The organism is Allobosea sp. AAP35, from assembly GCF_001295925.1.
In the GTDB taxonomy this organism is placed as follows: Bacteria; Pseudomonadota; Alphaproteobacteria; order Rhizobiales; family Beijerinckiaceae; genus Allobosea.
Genome location: NZ_LJHQ01000038.1, coordinates 50,830 through 65,863, shown reverse-complemented (window position 1 = coordinate 65,863; position 15,034 = coordinate 50,830). Strand labels below are relative to the sequence as shown.

The 15,034-nt window shown below is 64.0% G+C and carries 12 protein-coding genes and 1 tRNA gene; 7 read left to right on the top strand and 6 right to left on the bottom strand.

Going from position 1 to position 15,034, the window contains the following annotated elements; all coding sequences use genetic code 11:
* Window positions 1-106 precede the first annotated feature (106 nt).
* Window positions 107-649: an MOSC domain-containing protein gene (locus tag IP69_RS13535; RefSeq protein ID WP_156323449.1), complete on the top strand. Its 543-nt coding sequence runs from the start codon at window positions 107-109 to the stop codon at window positions 647-649.
* A gap of 234 nt (window positions 650-883) precedes the next feature.
* Here IP69_RS13535 and IP69_RS22520 read toward each other — a convergent pair whose 3' ends face one another.
* Together IP69_RS22520 and IP69_RS13525 are read right to left on the bottom strand one after the other, a co-directional pair.
* Entirely contained in the window at window positions 884-1,564 is a 681-nt protein-coding gene (locus tag IP69_RS22520) for a cold shock domain-containing protein (RefSeq protein ID WP_054143354.1), read from the bottom strand.
* A gap of 146 nt (window positions 1,565-1,710) precedes the next feature.
* Complete coding sequence (locus tag IP69_RS13525) at window positions 1,711-3,012, bottom strand: Zn-dependent hydrolase (protein ID WP_082359298.1); 1,302 nt, start codon at window positions 3,010-3,012, stop codon at window positions 1,711-1,713.
* Between the two features lie 201 nt (window positions 3,013-3,213).
* Between IP69_RS13525 and IP69_RS13520 the strand changes: the two genes are divergently transcribed.
* Window positions 3,214-4,494: a phospholipase D-like domain-containing protein gene (locus IP69_RS13520; protein WP_054143352.1), complete on the top strand. Its 1,281-nt coding sequence runs from the start codon at window positions 3,214-3,216 to the stop codon at window positions 4,492-4,494.
* A gap of 42 nt (window positions 4,495-4,536) precedes the next feature.
* Here IP69_RS13520 and IP69_RS13515 read toward each other — a convergent pair whose 3' ends face one another.
* A complete protein-coding gene (locus IP69_RS13515; protein WP_054143351.1) occupies window positions 4,537-4,782 on the bottom strand; it encodes a hypothetical protein in 246 nt (81 codons plus the stop codon).
* Window positions 4,783-5,005: 223 nt separating this feature from the next.
* On the opposite strand from IP69_RS13515, the gene IP69_RS13510 reads away from it, so the two are divergent.
* Both IP69_RS13510 and IP69_RS13505 read left to right on the top strand, forming a co-directional pair.
* On the top strand, window positions 5,006-5,836 hold the full coding sequence (locus tag IP69_RS13510) for a methyltransferase domain-containing protein (protein ID WP_054143350.1): 831 nt from the start codon (window positions 5,006-5,008) through the stop codon (window positions 5,834-5,836).
* A 905-nt stretch (window positions 5,837-6,741) separates the two neighbouring features.
* Window positions 6,742-10,131 (top strand): EAL domain-containing protein, encoded by a 3,390-nt coding sequence (locus IP69_RS13505; protein ID WP_054143349.1) that lies wholly within the window; start codon window positions 6,742-6,744, stop codon window positions 10,129-10,131.
* A 239-nt stretch (window positions 10,132-10,370) separates the two neighbouring features.
* On the opposite strand, the gene IP69_RS13500 is transcribed toward IP69_RS13505, so the two are convergent.
* Window positions 10,371-10,445: transfer RNA gene (locus IP69_RS13500), tRNA-Val, on the bottom strand.
* A 198-nt stretch (window positions 10,446-10,643) separates the two neighbouring features.
* Complete coding sequence (locus IP69_RS13495) at window positions 10,644-11,003, bottom strand: cell cycle two-component system response regulator CpdR (RefSeq protein ID WP_054143348.1); 360 nt, start codon at window positions 11,001-11,003, stop codon at window positions 10,644-10,646.
* A gap of 277 nt (window positions 11,004-11,280) precedes the next feature.
* Here IP69_RS13495 and IP69_RS13490 point away from each other — a divergent pair, with 277 nt between their 5' ends.
* Window positions 11,281-12,201, top strand: coding sequence for an N-formylglutamate amidohydrolase (locus IP69_RS13490; protein ID WP_082359297.1), 921 nt, complete (start codon window positions 11,281-11,283; stop codon window positions 12,199-12,201).
* A 367-nt stretch (window positions 12,202-12,568) separates the two neighbouring features.
* Window positions 12,569-13,351 carry a histidinol-phosphatase gene (gene hisN / locus IP69_RS13485; RefSeq protein ID WP_054143347.1) on the top strand — a complete coding sequence of 261 codons (783 nt, stop codon included), beginning with the start codon at window positions 12,569-12,571 and terminating at the stop codon, window positions 13,349-13,351.
* Here hisN and IP69_RS13480 read toward each other — a convergent pair.
* On the bottom strand, window positions 13,256-14,323 hold the full coding sequence (locus tag IP69_RS13480; RefSeq protein ID WP_054143346.1) for an alpha/beta hydrolase: 1,068 nt from the start codon (window positions 14,321-14,323) through the stop codon (window positions 13,256-13,258). The genes hisN and IP69_RS13480 overlap by 96 nt on opposite strands.
* Before the next feature lie 213 nt (window positions 14,324-14,536).
* Here IP69_RS13480 and IP69_RS13475 point away from each other — a divergent pair, with 213 nt between their 5' ends.
* Window positions 14,537-15,025, top strand: coding sequence for an Hsp20 family protein (locus IP69_RS13475; RefSeq protein ID WP_054143402.1), 489 nt, complete (start codon window positions 14,537-14,539; stop codon window positions 15,023-15,025).
* Window positions 15,026-15,034: the final 9 nt, after the last annotated feature.

Below are 15,034 nucleotides of genomic sequence, written 5' to 3'. Positions count from 1 at the left end.
TCCGGGATCCATCGCAGGGCACCGTCGCTTCCTCTGATGGATCCCGGGGCAGGCCCGGTATGACGACGGTCTTCCGAGCAGGATTTCGACAGTGAGGACGGTGGCGATGACTGCGCGGGTGGTGTCGGTGAGCGGGGCCATGGGGCATGCCTTCAGCAAGCCGGTTCAAGATTCCATCCGCCTGCTGGCCGGGCTCGGCGTCGAGGGCGATGCCCATTCCGGAGAGACGGTAAAGCACCGTTCGCGCGTCGCGGTCGATCCGACGCAACCCAATCTGCGCCAGGTCCATCTGCTGCATGCCGAGTTGCTCGACGAGGTGAACGCCGCCGGTTTCGATGTGGCGCCCGGCCAGATGGGCGAGAACATTCTGACGCGGGGCATCGATCTGTTGGGCCTGCCCCGGGGGGCGCGGCTGCGGCTCGGAGCGGGTGCGCTGGTCGAGATCACCGGGCTGCGCAACCCCTGTGCTCAGATCGAAGCGTTCCGTCCGGGGCTGCTCAAGGCGGTGCTCGGGCGCGACGCGGATGGAAAGCCCGTCCTGAAGGCCGGGATCATGGGCATCGTGCTGGAGGGCGGTGGGGTCGCGCCAGGCGATGCGGTCGGCGTCACGCTGCCGGCGCTGCCGCATCGGCCGCTGGAGCGGGTGTGAGCACCTTGGCCTTTCTCAACGAACCACAGAAACGTGCCGTCATCCTGGGCGAGCGCAGCTCGGCCCGGGATCCTTCATAGGGTTCGACATCGCCCTACGATGGATCCCGGCGCTGCGCGGCTGCGCCGCTTGGCCAGGATGACGCGGCGGCTGCGAGCCAAAACCCCGATGGTCGCCCACGAAAAACCCGCCGACACGAGCCGGCGGGCGTGATCGTCTCTCAGCGCGGCTGTGTCAGATGTAGCTGACGCTGGCCGCTTCCGGGCCCTTCTTGCCGGCGCGGATCGAGAAGCGCACGCGCTGCCCGTCCATCGGCGGCTGCAGGCCGCTGCGGCCGAGCGACGAGACGTGCAGGAACACGTCCGGGCCGCCCTGGTCGGGCGCGATGAAACCGAAGCCGCGCTCGGTATTGAAGAACTTCACGGCGCCGTCGAAGGGGCCTTCCATCGGGCCGCTGTCGCGGCTGGCGAAGCCACCGCGATCGCCGCGATCGGCATAACCGCCGCCGCCGCCACCCCCGTAGCCACCACGATCACCGCCGCCGCCATAGCCGCCGCGGTCTCCGCGATCGGCATAGCCGCCGCCGCCATAACCGCCGCCGCCGAAATCGTCGCGCGGGGCGCGGGGCGCGCGCGGGGCCGACGGCGCCGCCGTCGAGGCGTCGATCTCATGCACGGCGACGACCTGAAGGCCGCGACGCCCCTCGCCGAGATCACAGACGATGGTGGCGCCGGGCAGCAACGACTGCTGATCGAGCGGGCCGATCGCCGAAATATGCAGGAAGACGTCGCCCGAACCATCGGCGGGCGACGCAAAACCAAACCCCTTCTCGGGGTCGAACCATTTGACCTTGGCTTCGATATTTTCGTGCGTGACGAAAGGCTGAGCAGCGGCAGGCGGGCGACGATCGTACATGAGCTTCAAGGATGAGTGACCGGGAGCCAACAATCTAGCGCAAGCAAAGCGCGCCGTCATGGGGGGCTGACGGGTAAATTGTCAGCAGTGACGCGTCCCAGCCTTGAGCCCCTGAGTGATGCCGAAACCTTTTGCCGGCGTTGCAGTCAGTCGTGTCGGTCGGCGCGGGCCAGCACCGCCTGCAGCAGCACATCGAGGCCCGGCGCAAGGTCCTCTCGCGTACACAGCTCACCGTTGTTGTGGGTGATGCCGCCCTTGCAGGGGGTGAAGATCATTGCGGTGGGCGCATGCCGCGCAATGAAATAGGCATCGTGCCCGGCCTGGCTCAGAATATCCTTGTGACGATAGCCGCGCGCAGCCGCGATGCCCCGGATCTGCTCGGTCAGGTCTTGCGCAAAGATCTGCCCGCCCCATTGCCAGACATCGCGGATCTCGACGCCGCAATCGGCCTTGGCGGCCGCCTCGAAGGCGGCGCGACGCATGGCCTCCGCCATCACGGCCGAGGTCGTCGGATCGGGATGACGGACATCGCCGACGGCCTGGGCCCAATCGGAGAGGATGCCGGGCTTGTTGGGCCAGGCAATGAGGCGCGCGGCGGTGGCCTTGCCGCCGGTGCCGGCATGGACCCAGCCGAGATCGTCGACTGCCACGAGGAAACGCGCGCCGGCGATCAAAGCGTTCTTGCGCTTCTCCATCGGCCAGGGCCCGGTATGGGCGGTCTCGCCGCTGAATTCGATCAGCATGCCGGTCGAGGGAAAACCACCGGTGACGATGCCGACCTGCATGCCCTCGCGATCGAGGATCGGGCCCTGCTCGATATGCAGTTCGAAATACGCATCGAAGGGGTGGGGCGTTGCCTCCATCTCACCGCGATAGCCGATGCGGGCGAGTTCTTCGCCGATGGTGCGGCCGTCCTCGTCGGCGCGACCCAGCGCCCAGTCGAGCGCGTAGGTCCCGGTGAAGGCGCCCGACCCGACCATCGGCGGCGAGAAGCGCGCACCCTCCTCATTGGTCCAGTTGACGACCTCCAGCGGCCGGCGCGTGCGATGGCCGACCGCATCGAGCGCGCGGCAGACCTCCAGCCCGCCAAGCACGCCGAGGATGCCGTCGAAGCGGCCGCCGTTGAACTGGGTGTCGAGATGGCTGCCCATCACCACCGGTGGCAGGGTGTCGTCGGTCCCAGCGCGCCTGGCGAAGATATTGCCGATACCGTCGATGCGGATGGCGAGATCGGCCTCACGGCACCAGGCGACGAACTGGTCGCGGACCTCCTTGTCGGCATCGGAGGCGGCGAGGCGGGACAGGCCGCCCGGCCGGCCCGGGCCGATCTGGGCCGAGCGCTCGATCGTCGCCCAGAAGCGATCCATGTCGATGCTCGGCCGGGTCTCGTCGTTGGGGGGCAGGTCTTGGTGAGGCAGGTCTTTGTGGGGCAGGGCTTGTTGGTTCATCGGCTCGTGTCGTCGCTCGGCTTCAGGCCGCTCCCGCGGTGTCTAGCGATTATCGGGCCAAACCGCAGCGCTGAGCAATGGACCAGAAAGGCCGCACGACCAGCCCGGCCGTCATGCCGATCCGGGCGCTTGCGCCACATCGTTTCGGGAACCTTGCCCGGCCCGGGGTGTTGGGCAGACACGCTGCTGGCGGGGACCTTGATGAGATTCTTCAAACATCGGCTGGTGATCGCGGTTCTCGCCGCGATGGCCGGCGCAGCCGGCTGGCTGATCGTCACCAATCTGACGCCCGAGCCGCGCGATCTGCGCGAGCCGCTGCCGCATCACCTCGCCGTCTCAGACATTCAGTTCAAGACCTCGATGGCGGCGCTGTTCGGGTCGAACGTCCTGCCCGGCAACCGGATCGAGACGCTGGTCAATGGCAACGCGATCTTTCCGGCGATGCTCCGGGCGGTGCGGGACGCCAAGAACACGATCACCTTCGAGACCTATATCTACTGGCGCGGCGAGATCGCGACCCAGTTCGCGCAGGTGCTGGCGCAGAAGGCCAGCGAGGGGGTCAGCGTCAAGGTCCTGCTCGATTGGGTTGGGAGCATCCCGATGGAAGAGCAACTGGTCGAACAGATGCAGCGAGCGGGTGTCGAGGTCGTCCGGTTCCGCCCGGTCACCTGGCGCACGGTGGACAAGGTCAACAACCGGACGCACCGGAAGCTCCTGGTCGTCGACGGCCGCATCGGCTTCACCGGCGGCGTCGGCATCGGCGACGAATGGAATGGCGATGCCCGCACCGCGGCCGAATGGCGCGACACGCATTATCGGCTCGAAGGGCCCGTCGTTGCTGAATTGCAATCGGCGTTCGCCGAGCACTGGATCGAGGCGACGGGCGAGTTGCTGATGGGGGACCGCTTCTTCCCCACCCTGCAGCCCGCCGGCGACCTCGACGGCCAGGTCGTCGCCAGTTCGACGCATCAGCGCAACGTTATGCATCTGATGCTGATGACGGCGCTCGCTGCCGCGGAGACGAACATCCGGATCGGCACGCCCTATTTCGTGCCCGACGCGATCACGCGGCGGCAACTTCTGGAGGCGCGCCGGCGCGGCGTCCAGATCGACATCCTGGTGCCCGGGGAGAAGACCGATGCCCGGATCGTGCAGAAGGCGTCCCGGCACGTCTGGGGCGAACTCCTCGAAGCGGGAATCCGAATCCACGAATTCGACCCGACGATGTATCACGCCAAGCTCGTCATCATCGACGAGCTCTGGACCTCGATCGGCTCGACCAATATCGACGACCGCGCCTTGCGCCTGAACGACGAGACGAATCTGAACGCCTATCACGCCAGCTTCGCGCGCGAGCAGGTCGCGATCTTCGAGGCGGATCTGAAGCGCGCCACCCCCTACACATTGGCGATGTGGAACGAGAGATTCATCAAGGAGCGGGTCTCGGGGTGGCTGGCCAGTCTGTTTCGAAGCCAGATCTAGCGTCGCAACAGGCCGGCCGCGCCAACCCTTGTCGCCGTGCGATCAGCCGGAAATCTTGTCGCCGCGCAGCCAGCCCTTGCGGCCCCAGTTGCGGACCCTCAGGCGCCGCGCGATCCAGATGCCGAGGAAGGGCGACAGCACAAGGCTGACGACCACGACGACCGGCAGCCAGAAGAACGCCTCGACCGACAGGGCCGGTATCGCCAGCACCGCCGTGGCGCCGATGCCGAACAGCACGGCGTTGACCAGCAATCCGCAGATCGCCGTCAGAAAGATATCGACATTCATGGGGGTGATGATCCTTGAGTTCCAGCAAGGTCAACACAACCCGGCGGGGCATTGTTCCGTCGCCAGGCTCAGACGAGCGCCAAGGCGCGTGCTGGCGTGATCGTGATGGCCGCGCAACAGTCGCGACTGTTTTCCACCGCCGTGACGGGCATAATTGCAGCGATACGTCGTCTACAGCGATGATGCCCGCCTCAACACCCAAGACCCGCCCAGGAGACCTTCCATGACAACGCTTCGCCAGCTTGCCCTCGCCTGTGCCGTCTCGGCCCTGGCCTTGAACGGGGCCATTGCCCAGACAGCCCCCGCGACCGCGCCCGCCGGGACCTACACTCCCTCGTCCGGACAGGCGGGCAAGGACGTCGTCTGGGTCCCGACGCCGCAGGCGCTGGTCGATCGCATGCTCGACATGGCCGGACTGACCAAGGACGACATCCTGATCGATCTCGGCTCGGGCGATGGCCGCACCGTGATCACCGCCGCCAAGCGCGGCACGCGGTCCCTGGGCATCGAATACAATCCCGATCTCGTCACGCTTTCGCAGCAGAATGCCGAGAAGGAAGGCGTCAGCGCGCTCGCCACCTTCCAGCGCGGCGACATCTTCCAGTCGGATTTCTCGCAGGCCACAGTGATCACGCTGTTCCTGCTGCCGAGCCTGAACGTCAAGCTGAGGCCGATCCTGCTGGACATGAAGCCAGGTACCCGCGTCGTCTCCAACTCCTTCGATATGGGCGATTGGGAGTCTGACGACCGGGTCGAAGCCGGGGCCGGCTGCACCAGCTATTGCCGGGCTTTCAAATGGGTCATCCCGGCCAAGGTCGGCGGCAATTGGCGCTTCGGCGACGGCCAGCTCGCGCTGACGCAGACCTATCAGATGCTGTCGGGCAGTCTGACCCTCGACGGCAAGTCGATGCCGATCAGCGAGGCCAAGATGAACGGCAGCGAGATCGCCTTCACGGCGGGCGGCAAACGCTACACCGGCCAGGTCACCGACGGAACGATGACCGGCACGGCCGAAGGCGGCGCCAAATGGTCCGCAACGAGCTTCAAGGGCTGAGCCCAAACCTCATCCAGCAAGCCGGCCCTCGACGAAGGCCATCACGCCATCGTCAGGCCGGGCGACCAAAGCGAAACGGCCTCCCGCAAGGGAGGTCGTCAGTCCTTGGCTCAAGCTCAAGGAGCCACCGCTCGAACGAAGCACTGGTCGTCGCTTGCGCTCGCGACGCTATACTGCGGGCCGATCGAGCCGGAAAAGTTCAACCTCAATCCGCTCCAGCAAATGCCAGGATCACAGATATTCGGCCTTGAGCCGAGACTGGCGTGCCTGGCGCAATGCGCGCATATCGATGAATGACGCCCCGATTGATCATCCGGACACAAGCTGACGAAACGTTTGTCCCCATGGTGTAAGGCTCAAGCGTGTCGTGAATCCGATATCTCCGTTATCATCAAAAAGGTATAAGGCGCGTGCACCTGGTGGGTTCCTGGCACCGCCGCGTATGCCTAATCCCCGCGGCGTCTTTTCGAGCTTGGCTTTGATATCGGGCTTGCGGTCGATCATCTCCTGAGGCGTCAAGTCCGCATTTCGCGTCGCCTGCATCGCTTCTGCGCGCCCCCTCGGTTGCTGGTCGCCGAGCATTCGTCCGACCAAGAGGCGGGTGATGGGCATCGTGCTGGATGCCATATTTCGCCGGGAGCAGCGCTGAGCAGGTGCGGCGCGTTAGGCTCCCACGTCGATTACGTCAGGCTCGCCGAACCCTACGTCCATATCGAAGTAACGGATTGTTCAAGCAACGGCCGCATGTTCATTAATCCTGGACATTCTCAGTGGTGACAAATGGGTTTCGATGATGTCCGATCGAGATGTATCGTTGTAACATGTCAAGAGGTTTTGTTTAGGTTTTAGTAAGTCCACATTCGTAGCGTTGCCGTCTCGCGCGCGTCCTCGGAAAGATCATCGGTTTGTCAAAACAAAGCCAACCGACTTTTTCATGGGCCTGCCCGCAACGTCTTGCGGCACTGCATGACTTCGACATTCTCGACACGCAGCCCGAGGCGGCGTTCGACGAGATTACGCAACTCGCAAGCGAGTTCTGCGGTGCGCCGATCGCCATCGTCAGCTTCCTGGAGGCCGATCGGCAGTGGTTCAAGTCAAAGATGGGGCTGGGCTTTAACGAGACGCTGCTGGAAAATTCTATTTGCGCGAAAACGATCCATCTCTCGAAGCTTGTGATCATCAATGACTTAGCCGACGACGAGCGCGTGCGAGACAGCCTGTTCGTGACAGGCCAGCCGCACATGCGCTTCTATGCCGGCGCCCGTCTGGAAACCTCTGACGGTTTGCCGCTTGGTACCGTGTGCGTCTGCGATTTTGTGCCACGACCGGATGGATTGACGGAGGCGCAGTCGAATACATTGTTGGCTCTTGCGCGGGCTGTGATGCGCGAACTTGAGTTGCGTCGCTCCAACAAGGCGCTGGCTGATAACACAGCCCTGCTGAACGGGACGCTGGAGAATGTCGACCAGGGTATCCTGATGGTTGACCAAAGCGGTGACGTCGTCGTTTGCAATCAGCGGGCGATCGACCTTCTCGGCTTGCCATCCGAAATGATGCGGTCTGTTCCGAAATTCGAGGACGTCAAGCGCTGGCAGATCGAGCAAGGCGAATTCACCAATTCCGATGCGGCGCTGGTGAACGCCATCCGATATGAAGGCAACAACATCGAAGCCTCGGTTTATGAACGGCAGAGGCCCAATGGCACCGTGCTGGAGGTGCGAACGAACCAGCTCCCTAATGGCGGGGTGGTGCGCACCTTCGCCGACATTACAGCGCGTAAGTCAGCCGAGAATGACCGCAAGGTCGCGGAGGAACGTCTCCGTGAAAGCGAGCAGCGCTATCGGCTGGCGGCGCATGCAACGTCGGACGCGATCTATGATTGGGATTTCAAAACCGACCGATTGCAATGGGGCGAAAGTCTTCAGGGATTATTCGGGTACGCGATCGCACAAGCGCCCGCCACGGGGACAACATGGTTGGAGAGTGTGCACCCGGAGGATCGAACCGCCATTGAAGATGAAATCAAGCTCTTCACGGCGGGGCAAGCCGGCGAGCGTTGGGAAGGCGAGTATCGGTGGCAAAAGGGCGACGGCGCTTATGCTTACGTCCGCGATCGCGCTTATCTGGTGAGAAATCAATCCGGCGATCCTGCGAGGATGGTTGGAGCGTTACAGGACCTGACGGAAGCACGCGGCGCCAGCGATGCGCTGCGAAGCAGTGAAGAGCGGCTTCGGCTCGCTTTGACCGCGACGGGGCTTGGCATCTGGGACCTCGACTTCGCCAGTGGCCATCGCGAATGGTCGTCCGAGGTTCGTCGCATCCTGGGGGTGCCGGAGACGGCGGCTCTGGATCGCGACGATTTCTTGCTGCTTGTTCATCCTGAGGACAGAGCGCAGGTCGATACCGCGTTCTACCCGGCTTTCGATGCGGGCATTCCCTGTATCTCGGCGACGTTCCGCATCACCAGAGCCCAAGATGGCGAAACCCGTTGGGTTGAGGTGGGTGGGCGGACGCTCTACGATGTCGAGCAACAGCCCGTCAGAATGTTGGGCACGCTCCAAGACATAACCCCACGCAAGCTCGCCGAAGACGCCGTGCGAATGGGAGGCGAGCGGCTGCGCCTTGCTCTGCACGCCAGCAACATGGTCGCCTGGGACGTCGATCTCGCCACGGCGCATGTCAATCGGTCGGACAACGCGTTCGCCCTGCTTGGTATCGGATCAGGCCCGACATCCCAGTTCGTCGAGCGCGTTCACCCCGATGACCGGCATAAAGTCGATTTGCTCTGGCTCGCCGCCATTGCTGATGGAACTCATTCCGCCGAGGTCCGCTACCGCGCTCCTGATGGCAACCAAATCTGGCTCGCCATCAGAGCTGAGCGGAAAGGAGAGCACCGTCTCATCGGCATAACCTTCGATATCTCGGATCGTAAGGCGACCGAATTGGCGATCTGGCAGACTGCAAATCATGACCCCCTGACAGGTTTGGCAAATCGCGCGTTGTTCCAAACCCGGTTGGAAGACGCGTTGGCAATCGCTGAAACAGCCGGTACAGGCGTCGGCCTGCTGTTGCTCGACCTCGATGACTTCAAGGACATCAACGATACCCTGGGTCATGCCGCAGGCGATCAACTCCTCGCCGAAACGGCGGCTCGGTTGACGCGCCTGGTTGGCGATCGCGGAACGGTTGCCCGCGTCGGGGGAGACGAGTTTGCCGTTGTCCTGGTCGAGCAGTCTGGGTTGCCCGAGATCGCCTCATGCGCAGAAGAAATCATTGAAGCGTTGCGAACGACATTCGATTATCAGGGCAGGGCCTTGTCGACGAAGGCAAGCATCGGCGTGGCGGCTTTCCCTGAACATCATCGCGACGCTGTCGAGCTGATGAAGGACGCCGACATTGCTCTCTACAGGGCGAAGGAAGGCGGGCGCAGCCGGGCGACCCTCTACACCAGTGCCGCCCGGGATATCATGGAACGTCGCGTATCGATTTTGCGTGAAGTGCGCCAGGGTCTCGTTACGTCTGAATTTTTTCCGCATTATCAGCCAAAGATTTCGTTGTCGACCGGCGAAATCACGGGCTTCGAGGCATTGGCACGTTGGCGGCATCCCACCCTTGGTTTGCTGACGCCAGGCTATTTTGGTTCCGCATTCAACGATCAGGATATTTCTGCGGCGCTCGCAATGAGTATGATTGGGCAAGTGGCCTCAGATATCCGCAACTGGCTCGATCAGGGGCTCGAGTTTGGGCGTGTCGCCGTCAACCTCGCTTCCGCGGATTTCGCCGACCGAACGCTTGCAACCAAGATCATCGCAGTTCTGACCGAGGCCGACGTCCCCCCGTCGCGGTTCGAAATCGAGGTGACAGAGACAGTCTTTCTAGGCCGCCAGACGGAGGAGGCCGCAGTTGTTTTGAGTGAGTTCCACGAAGCTGGCATTTCGATCGCACTTGACGATTTTGGCACCGGCTTCGCGTCCCTGACCCACCTCAAACAATTTCCTGTCGATCACATCAAGATCGATCAAAGCTTCGTCAAGAATCTGGAGACAGACAGGAATGACGCGGCGATCGTCACGGCGATCGTGAGTCTGGGTCGAAATATGGGAATGAACGTCACGGCCGAGGGTGTGGAAAATGCCGGTCAAGCAGAGCAATTGAGGCAAGCGGGTTGCGATTTCGGGCAAGGCTACCTCTATGCAAAGCCAACGTTCGGCGAGCGAATTCCCGGGATGATCCGTGGCTGGGCATCGCCCAGTCGGTCGGTGCGTCCTCACCAGCCGAAGCTTCGCCTCGCTTGAAAAGAACCGATCGCATAGGGGCTTCGCTGGGGTCGCTTGAGGAGGTGCGATTCACGTTCAGCGCCCGTATCGAGAGATCAGGGCGAATTGTTCCGCGATGTCGTCACACGGCACAGATGCATCGTGCCGGCGTCAAGTTTCTTTGACTGGACGGAGACAAGACCGCACGCATTCCCCATTCCGGTCTCAGGTTGGCAAAGAAAAACCCCGTAAACGCAGAGGTTTACGGGGTTTGAATATGGTGGGCGCGACAGGGATCGAACCTGTGACCCCTACGATGTCAACGTAGTGCTCTCCCGCTGAGCTACGCGCCCGGTTGCCGCGTCGGAATTTCGCCGCGGCGGTCGGAAACAGGTTGGCCGTTGCCGGCTGACCATGTTGCGAGGAGTGCGGCTATAGCCGCTCGTTTCGAGGCTGGCAAGGCGCCTTTTGGAGAAAGGCAAGGTGCCTTGCGTAGAAAGCCAACGCGCCTTGCGGAGAAAGCGCGCATTGGTGGCGTTGCGCCAATGGGCTCAGGCGGCGAGCAGCTTTTCGACTTCGCTGACCAGCTCGCGCAGGTGGAAGGGCTTGGAGAGCACCTTGGCATCCTTGGGGGTCTGCGAATCGGGGTTGAGCGCCACGGCCGCAAAGCCGGTGATGAACATCACCTTGATGTCGGGATCGAGTTCGGTGGCGCGGCGCGCCAGTTCGATGCCGTCCATCTCCGGCATCACGATGTCGGTCAAAAGCAGCTCGAAGGGCTCTTCGCGCAGGCGGTTATAGGCCGACAGCCCATTGTCGAAGGAGGCCACGTCGTAGCCCGCGTTCTGCAGGGCCTTGACCAGGAATCGGCGCATGTCGTTGTCGTCTTCGGCGAGAAGTATCTTGGTCATGGGCCTGATGTGTCCGTCCCGTATGGCCTGTCTTCAAAGGTCGAGCTGCCGGCCTGGCTGGCTCTCCTTGTTAGCGATCTGGCGCTCGGCTGGCGATCTGGCGTGCGCCCATTTCCAGGGCCCGCGCCGGCAGGGTTATCGGCCCATCCCCGCGCTAGGAACCCCATGTTTCTATAAGGCATCACCATGGTAAACAACGGGTGAATCGGCGTGCGGGAGCGCGATGCGCGCCCGTGTCGCTTCAACCGCACCGCTTTGTGTGCTTGTGTCGGCTGGCATGAGCGCTCCGTCCATCCCCTTCACGCCCGGTTCCGAGGCTGTCGTCGCCGAAATTGAGCGGCCCTACACGCTATACCAGCCGGCGCTCCACATCGTGCCGGTCGTGGTCGATGTGCCCCATGCCGGGCGGCGCTATCCGCGCGCCTTTGTCGATCGCGTCCGGTTGCCGCTGCGCTCGCTGCGCCGCTCCGAGGATGCCTATGTCGATGCACTGTTTGCGCGCAGCGTCGCGCTGGGAGCGCCGTTGCTCGTGGCGGAATTCCCCCGCGCCTATCTCGACGTCAACCGCGAGCCCTATGAACTCGACCCGCGCATGTTCGACGGCCGTTTGCCGCCCTTTGCCAATACCCGCTCGATGCGGGTCGCGGGCGGGCTCGGCACGATTCCGCGCATCGTCGGCGACGCGCATGAGATCTATTTCGGACGGATCCCGGTCGAAGAAGCGCTGGCGCGGATCGACCGGCTTTACCGGCCCTATCATGCGAGCTTGCGCGACCTCGTGCAGCGGACGCAGCGCGCTTTTGGCACCTGCATCCTGGTCGATGCGCATTCGATGCCCTCGAGCGGGCTCGACCGCGAGGGCCTCGGCAAGCCCGACATTATCCTGGGCGATCGGTTCGGGACCAGCGCAGCCGGCCATATCACCGACATCGCCGAGGCGGCCTTCGCCAAGCTCGGCTTCAGCGTGACGCGCAACCGGCCTTACGCGGGCGGGTTCATCACCGAGCATTACGGCGCGCCCCATACGGGCGTCCACACGCTGCAGATCGAGATCAACCGGGCGCTCTACATGGATGAAGCGACGCTGATGCCCCATGACGGCTTTGCCCGGCTGGAGCAGGCGATCTCCGGCGCCATGGCCGAATGTTTCGCGCGCTGGAGCGGCTGGCTCGACGAGTTCAGGCAGGCAGCCGAGTAGCCGGGTGCCGGCTACCGGCAGGGAGCGGCCTGCCATCGCCAAGAAACCCGCCATCGACAGAAAAAAGGGCCGCACACTTGCGTGGCGGCCCAAGTCTAGGGAGGAAACGCCCAAGGAGGGCAACGAAGGCTTGAGGTGATCGCCCCTTCGCAGTGCACAATATGACAGTGCAGCGCAAAAAAGCAAGTGGCCTGACCAAAATAGCCGGCGTGTCAGCGGACGGCTGGGTATGCGTCAGGCGCGGGACAAACGCCGGCGCAGCCCTTTGTTTTGTTGGTCCCGCTTGCCTTTCGGCCCGTGCCCGCTCATCACCATGCCGGATGGCGCGGGTGGTGCGGCGACTTGCCGCGCATAGGGAGGGGTTTTCATGAGCGCGGTGGATTTTGGAGCCTTCGTGGCCGAACTCGCGACCCAGTCCGGCCGGGCGATCCTCCCGTTTTTCAGGGCCCATCATGCGATGGAGGACAAGTCGGCCGGCGGCGTGTTCGATCCCGTGACCGAGGCCGACCGTGCCGGCGAGAACATCATGCGCCATCTGATCAAGCGCAGCTTTCCGGCCCATGGTGTGCTCGGCGAGGAATTCGGCAACGAAAACACGGAAGCCGAATATGTCTGGGTGCTCGACCCGATCGACGGCACGCGCGCCTTCATCTCGGGCATTCCAGTCTGGGGTACGCTGATCGGGCTGACCCGGGGCGGGACGCCGGTCTACGGCATGATGCACCAGCCCTTCACCGGGGAACGCTTTTCGGGCGACGGGCGAGAGGCCCGCTATGAGGGGCCGGGCGGGCCCAAGACATTACGGACCCGGCAGGTCTCGACGCTGGAAACCGCCACGCTGATGACGACCTCGCCGGCGATGTTCAAGGGCAACGAGGCTCACGCCTATGCCCGGGTCGAGAGCCAGGTGCGGCTCGCGCGCTATGGCTGCGATTGCTACGCCTATTGCATGCTCGCCGCCGGCCATGTCGATCTCGTCATCGAAAGCGGGCTGAAGCCCTATGACATCGTCGCGCTGATCCCGATCATCGAGGGGGCCGGCGGCGTCGTCACCTCATGGGAGGGCGGCAGCGCCGCCGGGGGCGGGCGCGTCGTCGCTGCCGCCAACAAGGCGCTGCATCAGGCCGCTCTGGCGCTGCTCACCGGCTGATGCGCGAGAGGGTCCGTCGAGGTCGGCATCCTCGCCGGGGATGAAGGCGTCGAACGCCGCCCAGAACTGAGCCCGGATCGGGTCGCTTTCCATCAGGATTTCGTGTCGCGCCTGGGGCAGCACCAGCGCCTGGCCGGTCTTCAGCCGGGCAGCAAACCGCTCGATGGCCGGCGTCGAGACGATCGGATCGCGCCCGGCGGCGATGACCAGAGTCGGCACGCGGACCTCCCGGGCGGCATGGGGGGCTGCAAGCCGTCCCATCAGCTGGAAGGCGGTGCGGACCCAGGCGATGGTCGGGTCGCCAATGCTGAGATGTCGTCCTTCTGCCGACAATGCGCTGTTGCGGGCATACCGGGCAGGGTCGCCGGTCAAGCGGTTGCCCTCGAAGGGCTTGGTCGCGATCGCGGTGTCACCCCCGCCGGGCACGAAGGCCTTCCCGAGGCCAAGCCAGAACAGCAGGCTGGCGAGCCGGCGCGCGGATCTCGGGTTCGGGATGATGGTCAAGTCGAGCATCGGCGCCAGCGCGACAAGGCGCGAGACGGGCAGGGCGCTGCGACGGGCGGCATCCAGGCACAAGGCGGCGCCCATGGAATGCGCCAGGACGAAATAGGGGCCCGGCAGCTGCTCTTGCATCTGTGCCATCGCCAGGGCGAGATCCGCCTCGTAATGCCTCAGCCAGCCGACATGGCCCTTGCGTTCGCGGCGCACGAAGCGCTGCGAGCCGCCCTGGCCGCGCCAGTCGAAGGTCAGGACGTGGAAGCCGCGACGGCGCAATTCTGCGATGGTCTCGAAATAGCGTTCGATGAACTCCGCGCGGCCCTGGACGACAACCACCGTGCCGCGCACCGGCTTCACCGTCGGGCGCCAGCTGGCAAAGCGCAGCCGGGCGCGGTCGCGCGTCGCGGCGAACCAGACCTTGCCATGGCCCGGTGCCGGATAGTCGGGATGGGCAAAGAGTTCGGCGTCGGCCATGGCGTGCTTTCGTGACAAACCGGCCTGCGGACCGGCATTCGCCAGCATCCATGCCACCTTGTTTATGGCCCTGCCGCAGGCCTCTTGAAAAGCCGAAATCACCTTACCAGATCAGGCTCGTGCAGGCCTGAAACCGGCTGCACGAACCGAAACCGGGCCCGCGCTCATGGCGAGGCGGGCTGGACCCACACGTCGCTTCCTTTGGAGGACATCATGCGTCATTTCGATCTTTCCCCGCTCTATCGCTCGACTGTCGGTTTCGACCGTCTTTTCTCTCTGCTCGACCAGGCCGGCAGCGCCGAGGCCGCGCCGAGCTATCCGCCCTACAACATCGAGCGCACGGCCGAGAACGCCTACCGCATCACCATCGCGGTCGCGGGCTTCGGCGAGGGTGACCTTGCCATCGAGAGCAAGGAGAATGCGCTGACGGTGCGCGGCGAGAAGCAGGCCAACGACAATGGCGAGCAGCGCGAGATCCTGCATCAGGGCATCGCGGCGCGCGCCTTCGAGCGTCGCTTCCAGCTCGCCGATTACGTGCATGTGACCGGCGCCAGCCTCGAGAACGGGCTGCTCCATATCGATCTCGTGCGCGAGATTCCCGAGGCCAAGAAGCCGCGCCAGATCGCGATCGGCGGCGGTCAGGGCAAGGTGCTCGACGCCAAGGTCGAGAGCGCCAAGGTTGAGAGCGCCAAGGCCGCGTAAGCCGCGCCT

Bases quoted from the DNA above. Each gene is read 5' to 3' on its own strand.
- IP69_RS13525 (WP_082359298.1), bottom strand. From the start codon at position 3,012: ATGAACCAACAAGCCCTGCCCCACAAAGACCTGCCTCACCAAGACCTG.
- IP69_RS13480 (WP_054143346.1), bottom strand. From the start codon at position 14,323: ATGGCCGACGCCGAACTCTTTGCCCATCCCGACTATCCGGCACCGGGC.
- IP69_RS13520 (WP_054143352.1), top strand. From the start codon at position 3,214: ATGAGATTCTTCAAACATCGGCTGGTGATCGCGGTTCTCGCCGCGATG.
- IP69_RS22520 (WP_054143354.1), bottom strand. From the start codon at position 1,564: ATGTACGATCGTCGCCCGCCTGCCGCTGCTCAGCCTTTCGTCACGCAC.
- IP69_RS13510 (WP_054143350.1), top strand. From the start codon at position 5,006: ATGACAACGCTTCGCCAGCTTGCCCTCGCCTGTGCCGTCTCGGCCCTG.
- IP69_RS13475 (WP_054143402.1), top strand. From the start codon at position 14,537: ATGCGTCATTTCGATCTTTCCCCGCTCTATCGCTCGACTGTCGGTTTC.
- IP69_RS13535 (WP_156323449.1), top strand. From the start codon at position 107: ATGACTGCGCGGGTGGTGTCGGTGAGCGGGGCCATGGGGCATGCCTTC.
- hisN (WP_054143347.1), top strand. From the start codon at position 12,569: ATGAGCGCGGTGGATTTTGGAGCCTTCGTGGCCGAACTCGCGACCCAG.
- IP69_RS13495 (WP_054143348.1), bottom strand. From the start codon at position 11,003: ATGACCAAGATACTTCTCGCCGAAGACGACAACGACATGCGCCGATTC.
- IP69_RS13490 (WP_082359297.1), top strand. From the start codon at position 11,281: ATGAGCGCTCCGTCCATCCCCTTCACGCCCGGTTCCGAGGCTGTCGTC.
- IP69_RS13515 (WP_054143351.1), bottom strand. From the start codon at position 4,782: ATGAATGTCGATATCTTTCTGACGGCGATCTGCGGATTGCTGGTCAAC.